17 protein-coding genes are annotated in these 20199 nt (G+C 48.1%); 13 read left to right on the top strand and 4 right to left on the bottom strand.

Going from position 1 to position 20199, the window contains the following annotated elements:
* Positions 1-41: 41 nt before the first annotated feature.
* From H065_RS0100455 to H065_RS24840, 9 genes are all read left to right on the top strand, one after another.
* Positions 42-518, top strand: a complete 477-nt coding sequence (locus H065_RS0100455) for a DMT family transporter (RefSeq protein WP_017811027.1) — start codon at positions 42-44, stop codon at positions 516-518.
* A gap of 331 nt (positions 519-849) precedes the next feature.
* Entirely contained in the window at positions 850-1791 is a 942-nt protein-coding gene (gene glsA, locus H065_RS0100450) for a glutaminase A (protein ID WP_017811026.1), read from the top strand.
* 262 nt (positions 1792-2053) lie between these two features.
* Positions 2054-2950, top strand: coding sequence for a copper amine oxidase N-terminal domain-containing protein (locus H065_RS0100445; RefSeq protein ID WP_017811025.1), 897 nt, complete (start codon positions 2054-2056; stop codon positions 2948-2950).
* A 345-nt stretch (positions 2951-3295) separates the two neighbouring features.
* On the top strand, positions 3296-4351 hold the full coding sequence (locus H065_RS0100440; RefSeq protein WP_017811024.1) for a FecCD family ABC transporter permease: 1056 nt from the start codon (positions 3296-3298) through the stop codon (positions 4349-4351).
* Complete coding sequence (locus H065_RS0100435; RefSeq protein ID WP_017811023.1) at positions 4348-5373, top strand: FecCD family ABC transporter permease; 1026 nt, start codon at positions 4348-4350, stop codon at positions 5371-5373. Before H065_RS0100440 ends, H065_RS0100435 begins: the two co-directional genes overlap by 4 nt.
* A 224-nt stretch (positions 5374-5597) precedes the next feature.
* Complete coding sequence (locus H065_RS0100430; RefSeq protein ID WP_017811022.1) at positions 5598-6464, top strand: ABC transporter ATP-binding protein; 867 nt, start codon at positions 5598-5600, stop codon at positions 6462-6464.
* A gap of 505 nt (positions 6465-6969) precedes the next feature.
* Entirely contained in the window at positions 6970-8331 is a 1362-nt protein-coding gene (locus H065_RS0100425; protein ID WP_017811021.1) for an FAD-dependent oxidoreductase, read from the top strand.
* Positions 8332-8684: 353 nt separating this feature from the next.
* Positions 8685-9578, top strand: a complete 894-nt coding sequence (locus tag H065_RS0100420) for a formate/nitrite transporter family protein (RefSeq protein ID WP_017811020.1) — start codon at positions 8685-8687, stop codon at positions 9576-9578.
* A 234-nt stretch (positions 9579-9812) separates the two neighbouring features.
* Entirely contained in the window at positions 9813-11021 is a 1209-nt protein-coding gene (locus H065_RS24840; RefSeq protein ID WP_017811019.1) for an ATP-binding protein, read from the top strand.
* Positions 11022-11204: 183 nt separating this feature from the next.
* On the opposite strand, the gene H065_RS0100410 is transcribed toward H065_RS24840, so the two are convergent.
* The 3 genes from H065_RS0100410 to H065_RS24835 all read right to left on the bottom strand — a co-directional run bounded on the left by H065_RS0100410 (position 11205) and on the right by H065_RS24835 (position 15209).
* Positions 11205-12917, bottom strand: a complete 1713-nt coding sequence (locus H065_RS0100410; protein ID WP_017811018.1) for a methyl-accepting chemotaxis protein — start codon at positions 12915-12917, stop codon at positions 11205-11207.
* Positions 12918-13481: 564 nt separating this feature from the next.
* Complete coding sequence (locus H065_RS0100405) at positions 13482-13928, bottom strand: carboxymuconolactone decarboxylase family protein (protein WP_017811017.1); 447 nt, start codon at positions 13926-13928, stop codon at positions 13482-13484.
* 168 nt (positions 13929-14096) lie between these two features.
* A complete protein-coding gene (locus tag H065_RS24835; RefSeq protein WP_017811016.1) occupies positions 14097-15209 on the bottom strand; it encodes a sigma-70 family RNA polymerase sigma factor in 1113 nt (370 codons plus the stop codon).
* Positions 15210-15417: 208 nt separating this feature from the next.
* Here H065_RS24835 and H065_RS0100395 point away from each other — a divergent pair, with 208 nt between their 5' ends.
* The 3 genes from H065_RS0100395 to H065_RS0100385 all read left to right on the top strand — a co-directional run bounded on the left by H065_RS0100395 (position 15418) and on the right by H065_RS0100385 (position 17747).
* On the top strand, positions 15418-15888 hold the full coding sequence (locus tag H065_RS0100395; RefSeq protein WP_017811015.1) for a hypothetical protein: 471 nt from the start codon (positions 15418-15420) through the stop codon (positions 15886-15888).
* Positions 15889-15890: 2 nt separating this feature from the next.
* Positions 15891-17126: an MFS transporter gene (locus H065_RS0100390; protein WP_017811014.1), complete on the top strand. Its 1236-nt coding sequence runs from the start codon at positions 15891-15893 to the stop codon at positions 17124-17126.
* Between the two features lie 129 nt (positions 17127-17255).
* Positions 17256-17747, top strand: coding sequence for a GNAT family N-acetyltransferase (locus H065_RS0100385; RefSeq protein WP_026135949.1), 492 nt, complete (start codon positions 17256-17258; stop codon positions 17745-17747).
* Here the strand turns inward: H065_RS0100385 and H065_RS0100380 are convergent.
* Complete coding sequence (locus H065_RS0100380) at positions 17735-18160, bottom strand: hypothetical protein (RefSeq protein WP_017811012.1); 426 nt, start codon at positions 18158-18160, stop codon at positions 17735-17737. The genes H065_RS0100385 and H065_RS0100380 overlap by 13 nt on opposite strands.
* A gap of 374 nt (positions 18161-18534) precedes the next feature.
* Here H065_RS0100380 and H065_RS0100375 point away from each other — a divergent pair, with 374 nt between their 5' ends.
* On the top strand, positions 18535-20181 hold the full coding sequence (locus H065_RS0100375; protein ID WP_017811011.1) for a response regulator: 1647 nt from the start codon (positions 18535-18537) through the stop codon (positions 20179-20181).
* The last annotated feature ends 18 nt before the right edge of the window (positions 20182-20199 follow it).

The raw sequence follows: 20199 nt of genomic DNA, 5'->3' as shown, positions 1-20199 counted from the left end.
AACACAAGAAAGTATATTGAATAAACAAGGAGTGTACACACATGCTTTTAGGTATTTTGCTGGCTGTGGTAGCCGGCTCTCTGGTCAGTCTGCAGACGGTCTTCAATAATCAGGTGAATGCCCGTGCAGGGTCCTGGGCAACTACAACACTGGTGCTGGGAATGGGATTTATCGCTTCGCTGACAGCCAGTCTGATTTTCGAAGGCAAAGGAACGTTTTCACTTCAGCATATGCAGCTGTGGTATTGGGTTAGCGGTGCGATTGGCGTAGGTGTTGTCTTCTGTCTGGTACAAGGGATTCGCCTGCTGGGTCCGACCTTTTCCACATCGATCGTATTGATTGCCCAGCTGGCAACAGCGCTGCTGTTCGATTCGGCAGGATGGCTTGGACTGGAACAGATTCCACTGACTCCCGGCAAAATTATCGGAGTACTGGTTGTGGTAGCCGGTATTCTCGTCTTTAAATTTGGCGGCAGACGCAAAACAGTCGTGGAAGAATCGGCCAATCCATCCGTTTAACCAATCAAGGCAGTCCATTCATTACTTATAGAACAAACTCTATTTGTAGCACCTACTATAATTAAAGTATCCCGATAGGAAAGCATGATTCATCATGTTTTTATCCTCTGGTAAAAGTCTCTCGATCCACTTCGGTGTCGGGAGGCTTTTGTATTCGTACAGGGAGAGGATTTCCCTAAGAATGATCTATTGATTGCTTGCAGAAGAGCAGGCCTATCACGATGGGCTGATTCATTTGGAGGCAAATGAAGTGAAAAGAGATTATGAAGTTGCACAAGACAATGCTAAGCTTAACCATAGATATCATCTGAAATAGACAGGAGAACTGCGAATGAGTATAGAGCATATGGAGAAAATGGAAACCCTGCTGCCGGAATGGCTGGAGACGAGCCGACTGCGTACGGGACAGGGAGAGGTGGCTTCGTATATTCCTGAGCTGGCCAAGGCTGCTCGCGATACGCTGGGGGTATTCGTGGCTGATTCCCAGGGCAAGACGATTGCCGCGGGAGATTATGGAATCCCGTTTACCATGCAGAGTATTTCCAAAGTATTTACTTTGATTCTGGCCCTGATGGATCATGGGGAGGAAGCAGTCTTTTATAATGTAGGCAAAGAGCCGACCGGAGATGATTTTAACTCCATGATCAAGCTGGAGCTGGTGGAGCCGGGTATCCCGTTCAATCCACTGATCAATGCTGGAGCCATCACGGTATCTTCGCTGATTGCCGGTGACAGTCCGGAAGATAAATCCCAGCGTATTCTGGAATTTTTCCGTAAGCTCGCCGGTAATGACGGACTGGATTACAATATGGATGTCTACCATTCAGAGCTGGAGACGGGTGACCTCAATCGTTCGCTGGCTTATTTCCTTAAGCAGAATGGCGTGCTCAAAGATCCGGTAGAGGATGTGCTGTCTGTCTATTTCAAGCACTGCTCAATCGAAGTCAACTGTGCAGACCTGTCACGTATGGCGCTGGTACTTGCTTTTGACGGGGTAGACCCGTGCAATGGAGAGAAGCTGATTCCGCGCCGTTATGTGCAGATCGCCAAGACATTTATGGTGACTTGCGGTATGTATAATGCTTCCGGCGAATTCGCCATCGATGTAGGTATTCCGGCAAAAAGTGGCGTGTCCGGTGGTATTCTGGCTCTGGTACCCGGACAATATGGCATTGGCGTCGTAGGCCCTTCGCTGAACAGTAAAGGCAATAGCACCGCAGGTGTTCATCTGCTGGAGCGATTATCGAAAGAATTCAGCTGGAGCCTGTTCTAAGCAAGCAGTCCTATTCCGTCTGCGAACGGTATCTGCACAGAACCAACTCGCTACCCCTGTAGTTGGTTCTGTCAGGTCCATGCAGAACCTGCATCTTCATCCTATAGATAAAGCCGATTGTAAAAACCAATCAATATATCAATCCCAAAAGCATCGACATACAGCAAAATCAGCGCTATGGATATGAAAATCACCTATATCTTTATGAAAAGATACAATTCGTCCAATATAGACCAAAATAAATATAACGCTGGAGGCACATATGAGAAAAATAACTGGAGTTCTGATTGCAATGGTATGCTGCATGGCGCTACTTCCACATTCTTCACAAGCAGCAAGTCCGGTCACACTTGATATCAACAACCAATCTGTATCAAGTCATATTCAGCCTATTATTCAGAACAATACTACATATATCCCTATGCGTGCACTGGAACAAATCGATGGACTGCATATCCAGACCTGGTACAATAATACCAAAATCCTGACGATTCAAGATCGGGTGAGTCATAGCACACTAACGCTGCAGGTGAACCAGAAAACGGCTACCCGGAACCAGACGACGCTGACACTTGAACAGCCGGTGATCCTGGTGAATAATAGTCTGCTGGTTCCGATGCGCTTTGTTGCCGAGGCTTTCAGCTGTGATGTAGCATGGAACGCGAGTACACGTACCGTATATGTCGCCAGAGCAAGCTCTACCCAGCACAGTCAGCTTCAAAGTTCCAATCTCACCGAGGCACGAATTGCTGCACTTCATCTACCCATCATCTCTACCTTGCCGGATATCCAGGGTACAGAGAACAGTGTCGGTTCTATCAGTCTGTATTTCCCCAAGAATATGTCAAATGCATTTTTCATTGAAGGTGACGGCGTAATCAGCTATTACCGGATCACGGATAATTCAGCACAGCTTCAATGGCAAGCAGCCGTCAGTAAGAAAGCAACTGCCAATGCCCCTTTTTATATCAAAGGCATCATCAAGGAGAACGGTAAACGCCCGGTTATTCAGACAAACCTTATGTATTACTATTTGTCTACGCATGCAGGTCTCGCACAATATGGAGAAATCAGTACAAGCGGCAAGACCACAATATATGGAGAAAAAGACATGAAAAGTCTGGATGAGCTTTTCCCTATCGAACAGGAAACCAAATAAGTATAACCACGCTTCGATCTCCTACTTTATATTCCGCAAATGATGAGAATCTGCAGCACATGATATCTTTATCCATCTAAGCTAATTAAAGCAGCAAACGAACCTTACTACGTTCTATATCGCATCATCCCATATGGAATATTTCACTTCCACCGCCAAATTCCCTGAATTTCATGAGAATTTAGGCGGCTTTTTTTTGATATCGGTTGACAAGTGATAATGATTATCAGTATCTTTAAATAGATGAAATTATCATGAAGAATCTATACTTTTTCACAATCTAGCAGACAATCCACCATTTTTTATAATATAAAATCCATTACTGATGCAGAAAGAGGCTTGCTTATGACTCGCAGTACGTTTGTGAAAGGCCGGCAGACCTCGCCGAAAGAAGAAATCTGGTCGCGTCCTTATGCAGCGCTGCTGATTATCATTGGCGGGCTTGTGCTTTTATTGGCCGGACTGGCATTTTCAGTGGCAAAAGGCAGCAGACAGATTCCGCTGGATGTGGTCTGGCAGGCTATTGTAGCTTTTAACCCGGCCAATCAGGATCACCAGGTGATCTGGGAGCTTCGGCTTCCGCGGGCGATCGCTGGCGCACTGGTTGGTGCTGCTTTTGCAGTGGCCGGTGCGTTGATGCAGGGGATGACTCGCAATCCGCTGGCAGATCCGGGACTGCTCGGAGTCAATGCCGGTGCAGGCTTTATGCTGGCGCTGTGCTTTGCCTTTTTCCCGGGGATGAGCTTTAATCAGCTCATCATGTTTTCCTTTATCGGTGCTGCTGTCAGCGTAGTAATCGTCTACGGAATCGGTTCAATCGCCAAAGGCGGTCTGACACCGGTACGGCTCGCACTGGCCGGCTCTGCCGTAGCGGCGATGCTGGTTGCATTATCCGAAGGAATTGCACTGTATTTTCGGATATCGCAAGATCTGGCATTCTGGTATGCAGGCGGTGTGGCAGGAGTAACCTGGTCTCAGGTTGATATTTTGTGGCCATGGATCGCTGGTGCACTCATTGGGGCATTGTTGTTGTCCCGATCGATAACGATTCTCAGTCTGGGAGACGATGTTGCCTCTGGACTGGGACAGCGAACCGGTCTGGTACGTCTCGGTGCGGTACTGGTTGTCATGGTGCTTGCAGGCGCTTCGGTCTCCACCGTGGGCGCGATTGGATTCATCGGTCTGATGATTCCTCATGCAGCCCGTGCACTGGTCGGTGTTGATTACAAATGGGTTATTCCAACCTCTGCTATTCTGGGAGCGCTGCTGCTTGTTTTCGCCGATACTTTCGGACGGTTGCTGAATCCGCCGACCGAACAACCGGTGAGTGCGCTGATTGCCCTGATCGGGGTTCCTTACTTCTTCTATGTCATTCGGAAGAAAGTGGGGGATAACTTTTGAGTCCAGTTATTTTTAATCGTAAACGTACGGTGCGAACGACGATTACAATCGTTGCACTGCTCATTATTGCTTTTATTGTATTGCTACTCAGCATGAATACAGGTTTTACCAAAATGTCACCCACGGAAGTACTGCGTACGTTGTTTGGTGGTGGTACGCCGCGGGAGAATCTGATTCTGTTTGAATTCCGACTGCCACGTATTGTGATTGCACTGCTTGTTGGCACAGGGTTGGCGATTGCCGGTGCGATTCTGCAGGGGGTGTCCCGCAATGCACTGGCCGATCCCGGTATACTCGGCATTAACTCCGGTGCGGGACTGGCTGTCGTACTGTTCGTAGTTACGAATCCGATGCGTGAATCCGCATCGCCAATGTTTATGCCTTTGCTGGCACTGGTAGGCGGCTTTGCGGCTGCAGCGATTATTTATCTGATGGCTTACAAAAAGGATAAAGGCATCTCGTCTTCACGACTCGTCTTGTCCGGTATCGCGCTGGCGGCGGGGATCAATGCACTGATGATTGTGCTTACCCTGCAGATGGACCCGAATGAGTTTAACTTTATCGCGACCTGGCAGGCGGGCAGTATCTGGGGCAGCAGCTGGAAGTTCGTGATTGCACTGCTTCCATGGATTATCGTCCTGCTGCCGGCAGCTTTGTGGAAAGCAAGACAACTAAATGTATTTTCACTGGGCGACGATACAGCGACAGGGCTGGGCTCTTATCTGAACAAGCAGCGTCTGCTGCTGTTGATTATCGCGGTAGCACTGAGCGCTTCGTGTGTGGCAGTGAGTGGCGGGATCGGATTCATTGGCTTGCTGGGTCCGCATATTGCCCGTCGTCTGGTTGGTCCGCGATATGAACATGTGATTCCGGTATCGGCATTGATCGGCGCAGTATTGCTGCTGATCGCGGATATGGTCGGCCGGACACTGATGGAGAATGCCGAGATCCCGGCAGGCGTTATGGTTGCAATTATCGGTGGCCCTTATTTCCTTTATCTGCTGGCCCGTTCGAGAGCCTGAAATACGGTTCAAGCGAATTACGTCTTTTTTTGGAGAGTAAAAATCCATTGGATATATACCTCTGTCGTTGATAGCCGTCAATAAATGAATGATTATGCAATTCGTAAATGATGTCTGCCAGACAGAGTCATTGGCAGCAGCAATACGATTGCCGGGATTTGCCACTATTATATAAAGCAGCGCAGAATACGAATCTGCAGCTGACTGAAAGGGATGGATGAACTATGGTGCGTTTGATGACGTCGAAGCTGGACATTGCCTATGAGGACCGTCTGATTGTTGAGGATTTGAATATCCAGATTCCACAAGGCCAGATTACTGCGCTGGTCGGTGCGAATGGATCGGGGAAATCCACGATCCTGAAGACGATGGCACGTATTATGCAGCCCAAATCCGGTGCCGTGCTGCTCGACGGCAAATCAATCCATAAGCAGTCTACCCGTGAAGTCGCCAAGCAACTCGCTATTCTACCTCAGACGCCAACCGCTCCCGAAGGATTGACAGTAACGGAACTGGTCTCCTACGGCCGCTTCCCATACCAAAAAGGATTTGGCTCGATGAAAGCCGAAGACAAGGAAAAAATCGCCTGGGCGATAGAAGCAACGGGTATGATGGATTTCCATGATCGTCCGATTGACCAGCTCTCCGGTGGTCAGCGCCAGCGTGCATGGATTGCCATGTCCCTGGCACAGGATACGGAGATTCTGTTCCTCGATGAGCCAACGACCTATCTAGATATGGCGCATCAGCTGGAAGTACTGCAGCTACTGGAGAAGCTCAATGCGACATCCGGCCGCAGCATTATTATGGTTGTGCACGATCTGAATCATGCATCCCGTTATGCCCATCATATGATTGCTATCAAAAAGGGCAAAGCGATCGCTGAAGGTACGCCGGTTGAAGTCATGAACTGCGATGTGCTGCGTGATGTATTCGGGATTGAAGCCGATATTGTGGTTGATCCGCGCAGCGGCGTACCACTCTGTCTGCCATATGCGCTGGCAGGTAATGTACATGCCGCGGTTGCTGCCGAGCAGCAGGTACAGGAAGTACGTCAACACAGTCAGCTGCGTACCGCTGCTCAGAACTAATTCCTATATCCTATCTATCTGCAGCATGAAGTTCTTCCTTTCTTCATAACAAGAACACTCGAAAGCCGCCTCTACCGGAATCAGCCGGAGAAGCGGCTTTTTGTTATATATGAGACTATCGGGATATCGCTATAGTCATACATTCCTAGCGTCTTGCATTGAAATGCCTCTTGCCAAAAGTTAGTTACCAACAACCATTAATTACATTTACTTACAGCACATTCTACGAATAGGGTCAATATATCCCCTCACGAATAAAATGTGAAAAATTGAACAAAGTATGAACATTACCAAAACCTATTGTAATGTGATAAAAATCACAATATAATAAGACTACAAGGTGAAATGATTCACAAGCGGAAAAAATTCGTTGTCCACTTGGACAGATGGCCTGTGAATACATCATCTGATGTTGACCTTATCGTTTGATTTTCAGTTCACTTACTACCATGACATGACAGACACAAGCTTCATCAAATACAGATTTACTCAGGAGGAAACAATCATGAAAGTAGCTGTTATTGGATGTACTCACGCCGGAACTTCCGCTATTGTAAACACTGCTAAATTATACCCGGATGCACAGATTACCGTATACGAACGTAACGACAATATCTCGTTCCTGTCTTGCGGTATTGCACTCTATGTTGGTGGCGTAGTAGAGGATGCACAGGGATTGTTCTACTCTTCGCCACAGCAGCTGGCCGAGCTGGGTGTCACTACCAAGATGCTGCATGAAGTGACCTCCGTAAATACCGATGCCAAGACGCTGACTGCACGTGACCTGACTACAGGTATTGAATTGACTGACACCTATGACAAACTGATCGTGACTACAGGCTCTTGGCCGATCATTCCGAAGTTCGAAGGTATCGAACTGGATAATATCGTATTGTCCAAAAATTTTAACCATTCCAACACGATTATCGAAAAAGCCAAATCCGCCCGTAATATTGTAGTCGTTGGTGCCGGTTATATCGGTGTCGAGCTGGTCGAAGCATTCGAGATGAACGGCAAACAGGTGACCCTGATCGATGCCGAAGATCGCATTCTCAGCAAATACCTGGATCCTGAGTTTACTGCCCGTACCGAAGATCTGCTGACCAGCAAAGGAATCCAGCTGGCACTGGGTGAGAAAGTCGTGAAGTTCAATGGTGAAAATGGCAAAGTAAGCACCGTTGTTACTGATAAAGGCGAACACGCTGCCGATATGGTTATTCTCTGCATCGGCTTCCGTCCGCAAACTGAACTGCTGACCGGTCAGGTCGATATGCTGCCCAATGGTGCCATTATCGTCGACAAATACATGCAGACCAGCAAAAAAGACGTATTTGCCGCTGGTGACAGCTGTGCCGTCTTCTACAACCCGACCCGTCAACATGCCTATATCCCGCTGGCAACCAATGCCGTACGTATGGGTACGCTTGTAGCACGTAACCTGGTGACCCCAACCAATGAATATATGGGTACACAGGGTACATCGGGTATCAAGATTTATGAGCAGAATATTGCCGGTACCGGTATGACCGAGACTTCTGCCCGTCTGGCGGGTCTGGATGTGGAGACTTCCACCTTCCAGGATCACTATCGTCCAGAGTTCATGCCAACCCATGAGACAGTTACTCTAAAAGTAGTATATGAAAAAGACAGCCGTCGTATTCTGGGCGCACAGATTATGTCCGAAGCCGATCTGACCCAGTCGATCAATACCATCTCGGTATGTATCCAGACCGGTATGACCGTAGATCAGTTGGCATTCGTGGACTTCTTCTTCCAGCCGCATTACAACAAACCGTGGAACTACCTGAACAGTGTAGGTCTGCAGGCGCTGGCTCCGGTAGAAGCCAGACAGCCGGTTACGATCTAAGTCTGAAGGAACAGTATTCGGAATCTTCTTTAACTGATTATGTGAAATGCAACACAATCTTTCCCGGGTTATTCCGGCAGTATAGCAGAGCCTGTCAAACAGGGTTTCGAACTTTGAACATCCGGCTGCCAATCGGTATTTTATCGGGATGCAGTAGGTTCTGCTCTCTGCCGTTAACATATATTCATGGTCAAGCGTAACGGTTTATCACAAATGTCTTCCTTCTATTTGCCCGTATGGTTTTTATGCATACGGGCTTTTTTTATGGGTATCGTGACATTTGTTACTTTTTTCACAAAGTATATCCATTAAAATTGAAATATGAGAAATACACATAGAGGAGAGATCATATCATGGCTTATTACAAACCGCAGCAAATTGCTATGAATACGATAGAGACCGGTGTGACCAAAGCACGTTCCAGCTGGACCCAGATGCTGGTACTCGGATTTCTGGCAGGAGCATTTATTGCGATCGGATTTCTGCTGGATATTAGAGTTATTGCCAATACGCCGGAATCCTGGGGCAGTTTTGCCAACTTTATCGGGGCCTCGCTGTTCCCGGTTGGCCTGATACTGGTACTGGTTGCCGGAGGGGAACTGCTGACCGGTAATATGATGGCGGTACCGCTGGCTCGTATGGCCAAACGAATCTCCAGCATGGAGATGGTACGGAACCTGTTTGCGATCACGATCGCCAATCTGATGGGAGCGCTGTTTGTCGCTTATTTCTTCGGGCATATTGTGGGCATGACGGAGACCGGACCTTATTTAACCAAGACGGTAGAGATGGCCGGTCACAAGCTGGAAGGGGATTTCCTGCAAATGTTCCTGTCCGGTATTGGTTGTAACTGGCTCGTCGCTCTGGCCGTCTGGCTGTCTTACAGTGCAGATAGTATCAGTGGCAAAATTCTGGGTATCTGGTTCCCAACGATGGCTTTTGTTGCGATCGGCTTCCAGCACGTTGTTGCCAATATGTTCTTGATTCCGGCTGCGATTTTCGCAGGTTATTATTCCTGGGGACAATATCTGATGAACTTTGTGCCGGTCTGGCTCGGTAATTTGACAGGAGGGGCTCTATTCGTCGCTTGTGCCTATTTTGTAGCCTATGTACACAAGCCGCAGTCTCCGTCTTCAGTGCCTGCAGCAGGAACAGGTCCAGCAGTCGGTGGATATCAGTCATCCAGTGCTACAGCCAGTGCAGGGACGCCTGCAGCGATGGCTTTGCAGCATAGCGATCGGGTGTAAGACAACACTTGCTTCATGTTACCTCGTCAAATCGGTGATTATAATAAATATAAATCGCGGTAAGCATCATCTGAAGAGATGAATGCTTACCGCGATTTTATATTGTTAGATAGAGGTATACTTTCTAGTATTATAAGCTCCAATCAGACTGATCAACTGACTAGATTGATTGAAAAGCCGACCATTGGGTAATAGATACACTACATACGCCATTGAGGCTCAAGAGGTGTAATCATGAAAAATGTAGAAAAATTAGTAGAGCGACAGCAAGAGTTGGAGATGGAATTACAGCAGCTTCGCCTTGAACTGGGTGAATGTCAGCAAGCCAGAGCCGATGCGCAAAAGGTAGCTGAAGATAAATCCAATTTTATTGCCATGCTCAGTCATGAGATCCGGACACCGATGAATGGTATTCTGTCAATGGCTGAACTGTTGTACAAAACCGAACTGGATGAAGAGCAGAACAGCTATGTACAGATTCTGCAGACCAGCAGTAATTCTCTGATGGCTTTGGTAAATAACCTGCTCGATATCGGCAAGATGGAAGCCGGCAAAATGAAACTGAATAAAGATCCGTTTGACGTGATTAATACAATAGAGGATCTGACCTATGCACTCGCTCCCCGTGCTTTTGAAAAAGGAGTCGGTGTGCATCTGAATGTGCATTCGGATATCCCGTTGTTCGTGATTGGCGATGTGCTCAAGGTAAGGCAGATCATTATGAATTTACTGCAAAATGCTATTAAATTTACGAATACGGGGGATATTAAAGTCTCTCTTTTTATGCTGCCACCTATGGTAAAAGGCAAGCTTACTGTGAAAATTGCGATTGAAGATACCGGTATCGGGATGTCGACAGAGCAGCTGAAGCATATTTTCGAAGTATACAGCCAGCTTCACTCCGATCAGGAACATGTCTATGGAGGAACCGGTCTGGGCTTGTCGATCAGCAAGCATCTGGTAGAGCTGATGGGCGGCGAGATCCGGCTAGAAAGCATGCACGGCGTTGGGACAGAAGTCAGTGTTATTCTGGATTTTGAGGAGTATACGGATCTGCCATCGATTCCTTTTCAAGAGGATATTCTGCAGGGAATTCGTATTTTGCTGTTGGACAGCAATGCGGAAAGTGTTGGGATCATCTCTGATATGTTGACCGAATGGGGCGCCAAAGTCACTACTTCTTCCAGTATGGATGAACGCTTTTTTGACGAAATGTACCATCATGCCTATGATCTGACACTTGTGGATCTTACCATGATCGATCGGGAGCGCTGGCTTCAGGATCGGGCGAAGATTCAGAATCAATGCGTATTTCTGCTTGCCCCGCTTGGTGAGAAAGTCGAGGGTGACTTCCGGGATACTTTTGATACGATTATTACCAAGCCTGTCCGCAAAATTCATATTCTCAATAGCATACTGGCGTTGCAGCAAAGCCAGCGTTAGCGTATATACCAGGATGTCTTGTCGATATCCTGCAGCCAAAGCCGGATCCGATTATATTCGGCGATGCACAAAAAGGACTTTTCCTTATGGAAAGGTCCTTTTTGCGTACGCATTTATTCTGCTCTGAATCTGGCGATCGGTCTGCTTGTGAACAGTCTGTCTCCAGTCATACGTGAAGACGGATTAGACTTTGAAGCGCTCAATAGACGATTGCAGTTCAACCGCCAGACTGCTCAGATAGGCGGCAGAGCTGGTTACTTCCTGAACGGATGCCAGCTGCTCCTCGGTAGCTGCAGCGACGCTTTGGGACATGTCTTTGGAGTGGAGAGCGATTTCGGCAGATGTACCAACCGAAGCAAGCACTTCTTCCGAGCTGGCAGACATTTCTTCGGTGACTGCGGACACTTCATGCAGCTGAACCGACAGGTTACGGATGCTTTGCATTACACTGTCAAACACGGAGGAAACTTCGGCGATCGCTTCTTTGCCTTCCTGTGCCTGGGATTGGCTGACTTCGACATTTTGCAGAACATTCTGGGTCTCGGCCTGAATCTCGCTGATCAGTGAAGAGACATTTTGCGAGGACACCTGGGTTTGCACAGCAAGCTTTTTCACTTCAGCTGCGACTACAGCGAACCCTTTGCCTTCTTCGCCGGCACGAGCGGCTTCGATCGCTGCATTCAGGGAGAGCAGGCTGGTCTGATCGGCGATGTTTTTGATAGTGTTGGTAATTTCACCGATACTGGCTGACTTTTTGTTGAGAGATTGTACTACTACAGCGAGAGCGCCAATCGACTGATAGATTTGTTCCATTTGCTGATTGGATTTTTCCAGCTGCTTGTATCCACGGGTTACTTTTTCTTCGGAATCCTGTGACTCGGCAGCCAGCTCTGTTGCGGATTCGGCGATCCGCTGGATACCTGTATTCATTTCTTCCATGGTACGGTTCATCTCAATAGCACCCTGAGCCTGCTTTTCGGTGCCGTCACTAATATCCTGTACCTGGTTGGAGATATGCTCGGTGGCAGTGGCACTCTGTTCTGAACTGGCCAGCAGCTGCTCCGAACTGGCAGCCAGGGTGACCGCATTCCCACTGATTTGCTTCACCAGATCATTTAATGAACTGACCATACTGTCAAAGGATTGGGTCAGCTGACCAGTCTCATCGCGGTACGGATAATTGCCTTTGACCGTAAAATCGCCTTCAGCCGCTTTTTCCATCATCTGCTGCAGGGAACGAATCGGTACGGTGATCATGCGTGTGATGATATAGGAGAGCAGCAGCAGGATAATAGCAGCGGCGACAGCGCATACGATAGTTACAGTCTGGGCGAGCTGGCGAGCCTGCTCATTTTCTTCATTTTTCACTTTGGCTTCTGCTGTAGCGATATCGGCGAGCTGCGTATAATAATCTTCCAGTGTTTTCTTGAGCGGTTCGATTCGCTCTACATACATATTGTAAGCCTGGGCATTTTGATTTTGTGAAGTGAGATTTGTAATTTCGCCGAGTGTGCTGCGGATCTGCTTGCGAGTCTCGGTAATACCTACGAAGATTTGTTTTTCTTCAGCACTGAGAGGAAGCTCGGTATAACGGGTAAGAGAAGCACTGATCGTGGCGAACGTCTCTTCGTAATGCTTCTGCAAAGAGGTGTTGCGTGCAGGATCTTCATTCAGCATGAGCTGCAGTACATCACCCATATATCGGTTAAAGTTGGTCAGAATCTGATTGATGGAACTTACTTTATGGAGACTGTTGGTATACATACTGGCCGAGTTGGCAGCCATATTCTGTACCTGTATATAACCGACAGAACCAATAACAACGAGGAAAGCAAGTGCAGCTATATTGAGGACTAGCAGTTTGGAACGAAATTTGAGGTTACGAAGAATATTCATTGGGTACACTCCTTTGAGCGAGGGAGAATGGGGCAAAACGATAAGCAATGGCAGGGCGGCCAAACGACGTATTAAGCAAATCAAATGGTATGGTGATTCGTTTATATATAAGGAGAAAGAATAAAATGAATACTTGATAATACTATGTATCGGATCACGATATGAATTCGTTTAGATGATTTAATTACCGGAGATGTAATGGGGGATATACTATTTAGCGAGGCGTAGGAACCCATACCTGAAGAAGAGCGGGCGCTATAGTCAATCTGTATGATTACGCACCAAAAAGCAGCCCTCCGGCATCAAGACAGAAGGCTGCTTTTCGAAATAACAAGGAAGATAATTTGCTTTATGTATATCGGATGACAAATGAAATCCGCCATAGCGCGGTTCGGGGGAACGAAACCGTGATATGGCGGATTCCGGGAGTGGTCCATGATATGACAGAGGGTGAGAATGAAGGGGACATCACTCTCGCCAAATGCCGTTACTTATTGTTAAACGGGTCCACAGAACTTGAAACACCCGGCGAATAAATTTTTCGAAAAAATAATAAAAGCCTCTTTAGCCCTTGCAGCCCGGGAACATTCCGGTCGAAATAGCAATCCGGTTCCAGCTATTAATAATGTTGATTGCCATAATGATATCCATGTACTCTTTCTCGCTAAAATGCTTCAGCATACGGTCATGGACATCCTGCGGAACTCCCTTACGGGCTACCTCTGTCACAACTTCGGTCAGATGCAGTACTGCTTTCTCGGCTTCGGTGTAATAGGGAGTTTCTCTCCATACACTGAGCAGCGCGATTCGTTCCTCGGACTCGCCCATTTTGCGCAGATCGCGGGTATGCATATCCAGACAAAAGGCGCAGCCGTTAATTTGGGAAGCGCGAATTTTGATCAGCTCATAAAGGACAGGGTCAAGCTCCTGTTCTTTGATAAAAGTCTCCAATTGCATCATTTGTTTGTAGACGGCAGGGTGAACTTGATAATGATTTATACGGGTTTGCATAGTATTGCCTCCTTGGGGAATATGATTTGGAATGCCATAGACTGTTTTCTCCGTGAAAAGCAGCCTTCATCATATAAGACAAGACAGACAATCGATCTGTGACAAAAGAATGCAATAACCAGGGAAAATGAATTTAATAATTAAAAAAATCCGGGCTTATAATATTCTTCAGATTATTCCCCGGATTTTGTCAGGGTTCGATATCATATAAATATTCTGAATCTGTCCGCTGCTGTCCCACAGCAGGGCGCACAGATAAATGGTACGTCCATCACGCTGCAGTCTTAGCCCGGGTTCTCCATTGATTCGTACCAGTGACCACTCTCCATCCAGAGATCCCTTGCTGGCGATCCCATTGAAAAAGGCTGTGACACGGCTGCGAGTGAAGATTGGACGCAGTGCTGCACGTACTTTGCCGCCTCCATCAGTATACAGTCGTACATCCTCCTGAAGTCTATCCAGCAGAGGCTCCAGACGGCCTTCCCTGGCTGCAGCCAGAAAAGCACGCACAAAGGTCTCGCCCTGCTCACTGGCAATGGTAGAAGAGACGGAAGCTGGCTTCAGGCGGGCATGAATCCGGCTCAGGATTTTGCGGCAGGCCGCTTCGGATTTGTCTACATATTCGGATATTTCGCGATAATCATAACCAAGCGATTCACGAAGAACAAAGATAGCCCGCTCGACCGGAGACAGCTGCTCCAGCAGTACCATCACCGCATAGCTGAGTTCTTCCTGGCGCAGCAGAAGCTGTTCCGCACCGGAATTAGCAGCAGTAGACTGTGATGGATCAGCAGTAGGGAATACAGACGAGGTGCCAGAAGATACAGGCTCGAATGCCGCTTCAGCAGCACCGGAGCGCCGGGGAGAAGCGCTTTGTACCACAGGCTCCGGCAGCCAGGGGCCGGTATAGACTTCACGTTTTTTGCGTGCGGATTGCATTAGGTTGATGCTGCGATTGGTTACGGACCGAATCAGATAGGATTGCATATGATCGATATGTATCATTTCCTCCTGCCGTTGACTCCAATAGGCAAACAGATCATGGACGATATCTTCGGCATCAGTGATAGTTCCAGTCATCCGGTAAGCAACAGCCAACAGCTTGGAGTAATACGTGTTATAGATCTGATCCAACGAATACACGTTATTCGGTTGGGATGAATCCTGCGAAGGAGACTCGGATGTTTTCAAAAGGGAATTAGGTGAATCTTCGCCCTGTGAAGCGGCAGCGAATTGCGATAGAGATGATGCAGTACGGTTAGTGCGTAAGGGATCATACATAAGTCAGGACTCCTTTGTTAAGTGAGAATACTGCAACTGTTAGCAGAGTAAAGCATCAAAGGGATGGCTTGCCTACCAGCACAGAGTACAGCATACTAGGATGGAATGTCCAAAGTGGATAGACGGGTTATGGCTATGCTTGGAAGCATGAATCTATCACCGGCATTTCATACATATACCAGTCATACATCAGGGGTGAACTAGAACTATGCTGTCAGAAAAAGTAATCCATCACTGCAAGCAGCAGGGATGGTGGTTTGATGAGGTTACACAGGAATATACAGACGCGCTGCAGCAGATCGGAGTCGATCCGGAATCCGATTTTGCAAAGTTTTATTTGCATGCGGAAGATGGGCCGACATTTATGGGCAGAGATCATCTGCAGCTGTATCAGATCTGCTGGTTTGTCTTGAACAGTAACAGCTATACGATGAGTATACAGGGAATACACGACAGGTTAAAACTCCCTGAGGACTATATTCCACTGGACAGCTTTGAAGGGGAATACGGTTATTTCTACAATCGCAATACCGGGCAGGTACTGGGTCTTGGATTGGGTGAAGAATGGCAGCGTTTTATGGACGGTATCCTGCAACCGCAGTGGCCGGATTTTAATACGTTTATGGAGTGGTTCTGGGAACTGGAAGACAAGAAGAGTGGGGAAAGAAAGGAAATCTAATTATGCGCTGGCTTAAAACCTACCCGCGTGAAATACAGGTGTTCCTGTTTGCGAGTCTGATCCAGTCCGCAGGCGGGTCACTGATGTGGCCGCTGGTAACTTTGTTTGTGTATCAGGAGCTGGACCGCCCGATGCGGGATGCCGGCTTCGTTGTGCTGCTGCAATCGCTTGGAGGGATTGTCGGGCAGCTGCTCGGCGGAACGCTGTATCACCGTCTGGGTGTCAAAAAACTGATCGTCGGCTCGGTGCTCCTGAACGGACTGCTGCTGTTTATGCTGCCTTTGGTCAGCGATAACTGGCATTTATTTATGGGCACTATGGTACTGATTGGTTTGTTCAATTCCATGTCGATGCCGGCGATTCAGGCTTTTATCGGCTTCCGCTTTGCCGACCGCCGCGGAGAACTGTTTAATATCGTCTATGTAGCCAACAATATCGGGGTCGCTCTCGGCACCGCCCTTTGCGGTATATTGGCGGATATTTCATTTTATTTATCGTTTATCTTAAATGGTGTCAGCTGTGTGCTGTTTGCCGGATTCTTTTATGTATATCTGAACCGTATTGGTGAAGGGACAGAGGCTGGAGCACCTATCGATGAGAACAATCCGGGCCGTCCCAAAGCGGAAAAAGGCGAGAGTACAATCTGGCTGCTCGGGCAGGTGCGGGTGTATCTGTTCATGGGGATCGGTACGTTGTTCCTCTGGCTCGCCAATTCCATCTGGAACACCGGCGTATCCCCCTTTATCGTTAGCTCGGGGATGCTGATCAGCTATTACAGTCTGCTGTGGACGCTAAACGGAGTGCTGATCTTCGTCGGGCAGCCGGTAGTCAATCTGGTACGACGATTGGTGGCACAGACTTCCCAGGCGCAGCTAACGGCGAGTGCGGTCTTTTATCTGCTCGGGTATATGGTTATTCTCGGATTCCATAATTATCCGGCCTTTATCGCAGCGATGATACTGATTACATTTGGCGAGATGCTGATGTCACCGGCGATTCCTTCCTTTGTCTCGGAACGAACCGGAGCCTATGCCCCGTTTTATCTGGGGGTTGCTGGAGGTATCGGAGCGGTTGGCAGGGTCATTGGCCCTTATGTCATGGGAATCTTCTATGACCAGGGCGGACTGATTCCGGTGGGCTGGGTCGCTGTTATAGCTGGTGTATTATCGCTTGTGTTCTATATGGTGCACAGTGTTGCGCAGCGCGGTGTTATGCTGCGTCCGCGTGATCAGGCCTGATCGGATAAAATAAAAAATACTCCCGGGTAGGTAGTTGCATATTTCGCGTGGGGCGGATGCTATAATGAAGCAGAATAGACGCTGTCAGCATTATAACTTTTTTCGAAAAAAGGAGTATGCCGGATGAACATGCAATCTGCTGTTCCATTAACGATTCGTCTGTCCACCATGAAAGATGCCAGAGAGCTGATGATGCTCGACCAGCTCGTCTGGAATGAGCGGAATACGCCTTCGATTCTCTGCTGTTCTTCCCGCAGACAATATCTTCAATCCTCGCCGCCAGGCAGTCAACTGCTGGCTATTCAGCAGAATCAGATATGCGGTTATGTAGGCTTCGGGCATCCTCATCCGCTGGAAATCAGCCGTCATGTCTACGATATTCATATTGCAGTACACCCGCATTATCAGCGGCGAAATATCGGCACACAGCTGATGGATGCCCTGTGCATGCATGCTCATACCCAGCAGGTTCGCAAGCTTACGCTGCGTGTACTGTCCACCAATACAGAAGCCGTCCATTTCTACGACAAATACGGATTCGTCGAGAATGGACGGCTTCAGGAACAGTTTTATATGAATGGACAATATGTGGATGACATCTTTATGACTTACTGGTTATAGGGATGCTGGCCATAGACACTCTGGGTGATGATATCGGTCAGTTCCTCTTTTTGTGCCCGGTATGTATCCGGTGAAAGAGTTCCGTCAATCAGCCGCTGTGTAAGCAACTCGTTCATCTGTGCAACCTGCAGGTCAATAATGGCCTGTGGGTTTTTGTTATTCCGGCGGGCAGTCTCGGCCAGTGTACGGCCTTCATACAGTTCATCATAGACATCCTCATCTGAAGCAGCGCCAAGCGCACCGAGGAAAGGGTCCTGCTGTTCACGGGTTACGGAAGAAGAGGATGTTGTGGCAATCGCCTGCGCATTGGCTTGTTCCCCGAGTAACAGACTGCTGATCGCGATGCCGAGCAGCAGTGTGCTGATCATCGCTTTCCCTTTGCGGATACGGCGATAGGTGTTCGTGCTTTTCATATGGATACCTCACTTTTTTTCATGCTGTCTTGCTAATGTTACCTCCTCATCTTAACCTCCCCGGCTTAAAGGAAACTTAAAAGCATGTAAAGAATACCTAAAACCTGTTTATTCCGAGCAGCAGCAAGATGGATGATGCCGCAAATTAAGAATACTATTCCGAAATAGCTGATTGATGACAGATGATCCTGTTTCAAAGGGCAAGGTAACTATTAAGTAATACATACAAGCAATCTACCAAAAAATTCTAATTATAACTATAATAAAAGGAAGTCAGGCGTCTCTATTCGTTCCCATCCCCAAGCGAAATATCCGTACAGAAGTATCCAACCTTGATGTCACCGATTCTGATGAAATGAAATGGAGGCCATGATATGGAGCGTATGCGCAAATATCAGCTGTTATTCAAACGGCAGGTACAGGAACAGCTTCAGAAAATGCTGGCTCCGGATGCCCGGACACCGGAGAGTGAAGTGTACCGCATGATTCATTCGATTAAAGGTACGGCAGGAACAATCGGTCTGCCTGGATGGTATGCAGAGGCTATTCGTTTGTTGATGGGATTTGAAGAGGAAGGAGAACGCCTTTTTACGAGCAGGCAGCTGGCAGGTATGCTGGAACCATTGATGGAGCTTTCCCGGATGACCGAGCAGGAGCTGGCTGCAGCCAGTCTGCCAGAAGCGATGGAAGAGGATAGTGTATTACAGCGTAATGTAGCTGCTTCAGGCACGGTGCTGGTGCTGGATGATGATATTGGACTGCTGACCCTGCTCAAGGATGAGCTGGAAACACAGGGATTGATGGTACTGGCAACTCCCTATCCGGATAAGGCACTGCGATGGTTCTATGATATGCAGCCTGATTGTCTGGTGCTGGATCTGGTTCTTCCGGATTCGCATGGATTTCGCTTTTTGAATCAGATTCATGAATTGTGTGAACTGCATCTGATTCCGGTGATCATTATTAGTGCTCGCAGTGACAAGGCAACGCGGATGCGCGCTTATGAAGCGGGTGCAGATGAATTTATGGCCAAGCCGCTGGAACTGGATGAATTCTCACTGCGCGTCCGTAAGCTGGTCGCCCGCAAAAGGAGGTTAAACCGACTGCTGATGCTGGATGAGAATACAGGCGCTTATACAATGAACATTCTCAATCAGCAGCTACCCAGGTTTGCCGGGCAGCGGACCGGAGCCAATCTGATTGCCGTTCATTTGCAGGGACTCCGCGGTTATAATGAGCAGATGGGGTATGAAGCCGGAGATCGGCAGCTGCGCCGGTTCTCCGATTATATCCGGATGCAGCTCCGGGTAGAGGATATATGGGTACACGAGCGCTCCGGGCATTTCTATCTGCTGCAGCCGGAGTTTACGCGGGAACAGAGCTTTGCCTTTATGGATAACCTGCTGCATATCAGTGATATGAAAAGTATGCTGGAGGAATCGAAGCTGGAGATAAGATATGCTATTTTACCAGTACAGGGTGATCCCAATGATCCGGGACTTGTCAGCGAAGCACTGACCCGGATCACCCGGATGCTGACTATGACCGAAGAGTACAGTGCTGGTGAGAGTAGTATGACTGAATCATTAATAGCAGCCCAGCCAAGCAGTAGCCAGCTGCCTATACGGCTTGTAATTGTGGATGATGATCCATTAATTCGCAGCATTCTGGAACGTCAGCTGCGCGATATTGGCGGAGATCAGCCGCTTGAGCTGCGGACATATCCGGATGGTCTTGCTTTTATGGATGATCCATGGAACGAAGAGCCGGGGCGTTACCTGCTGATTCTGGATCGGATGATGCCGCGGATGAATGGAATGGAAGTGCTGGCACGGATTCGCTCCATGGCGCATTCCTCTTCGGTCTATACGGTGCTGATGCTGACGAGTATCGATAACGAACATGGAATAGCCGAAGCCATTCGGGTAGGAGCAGATGATTATATGACCAAGCCATTCAGTATAGTGGAGCTCGAAGCACGGGTTCGCCGTCTATTGAACAAGGTATACATGAACAAGTGAAATCTGTGTTGGCATGCC

The organism is Paenibacillus shenyangensis (assembly GCF_000346635.1).
Classification (GTDB): Bacteria; Bacillota; Bacilli; order Paenibacillales; family Paenibacillaceae; genus Saccharibacillus; species Saccharibacillus dauci.
The sequence above is the reverse complement of the archived record's forward strand: the minus strand, read 5'-3'. Positions and strand labels throughout refer to the sequence as shown.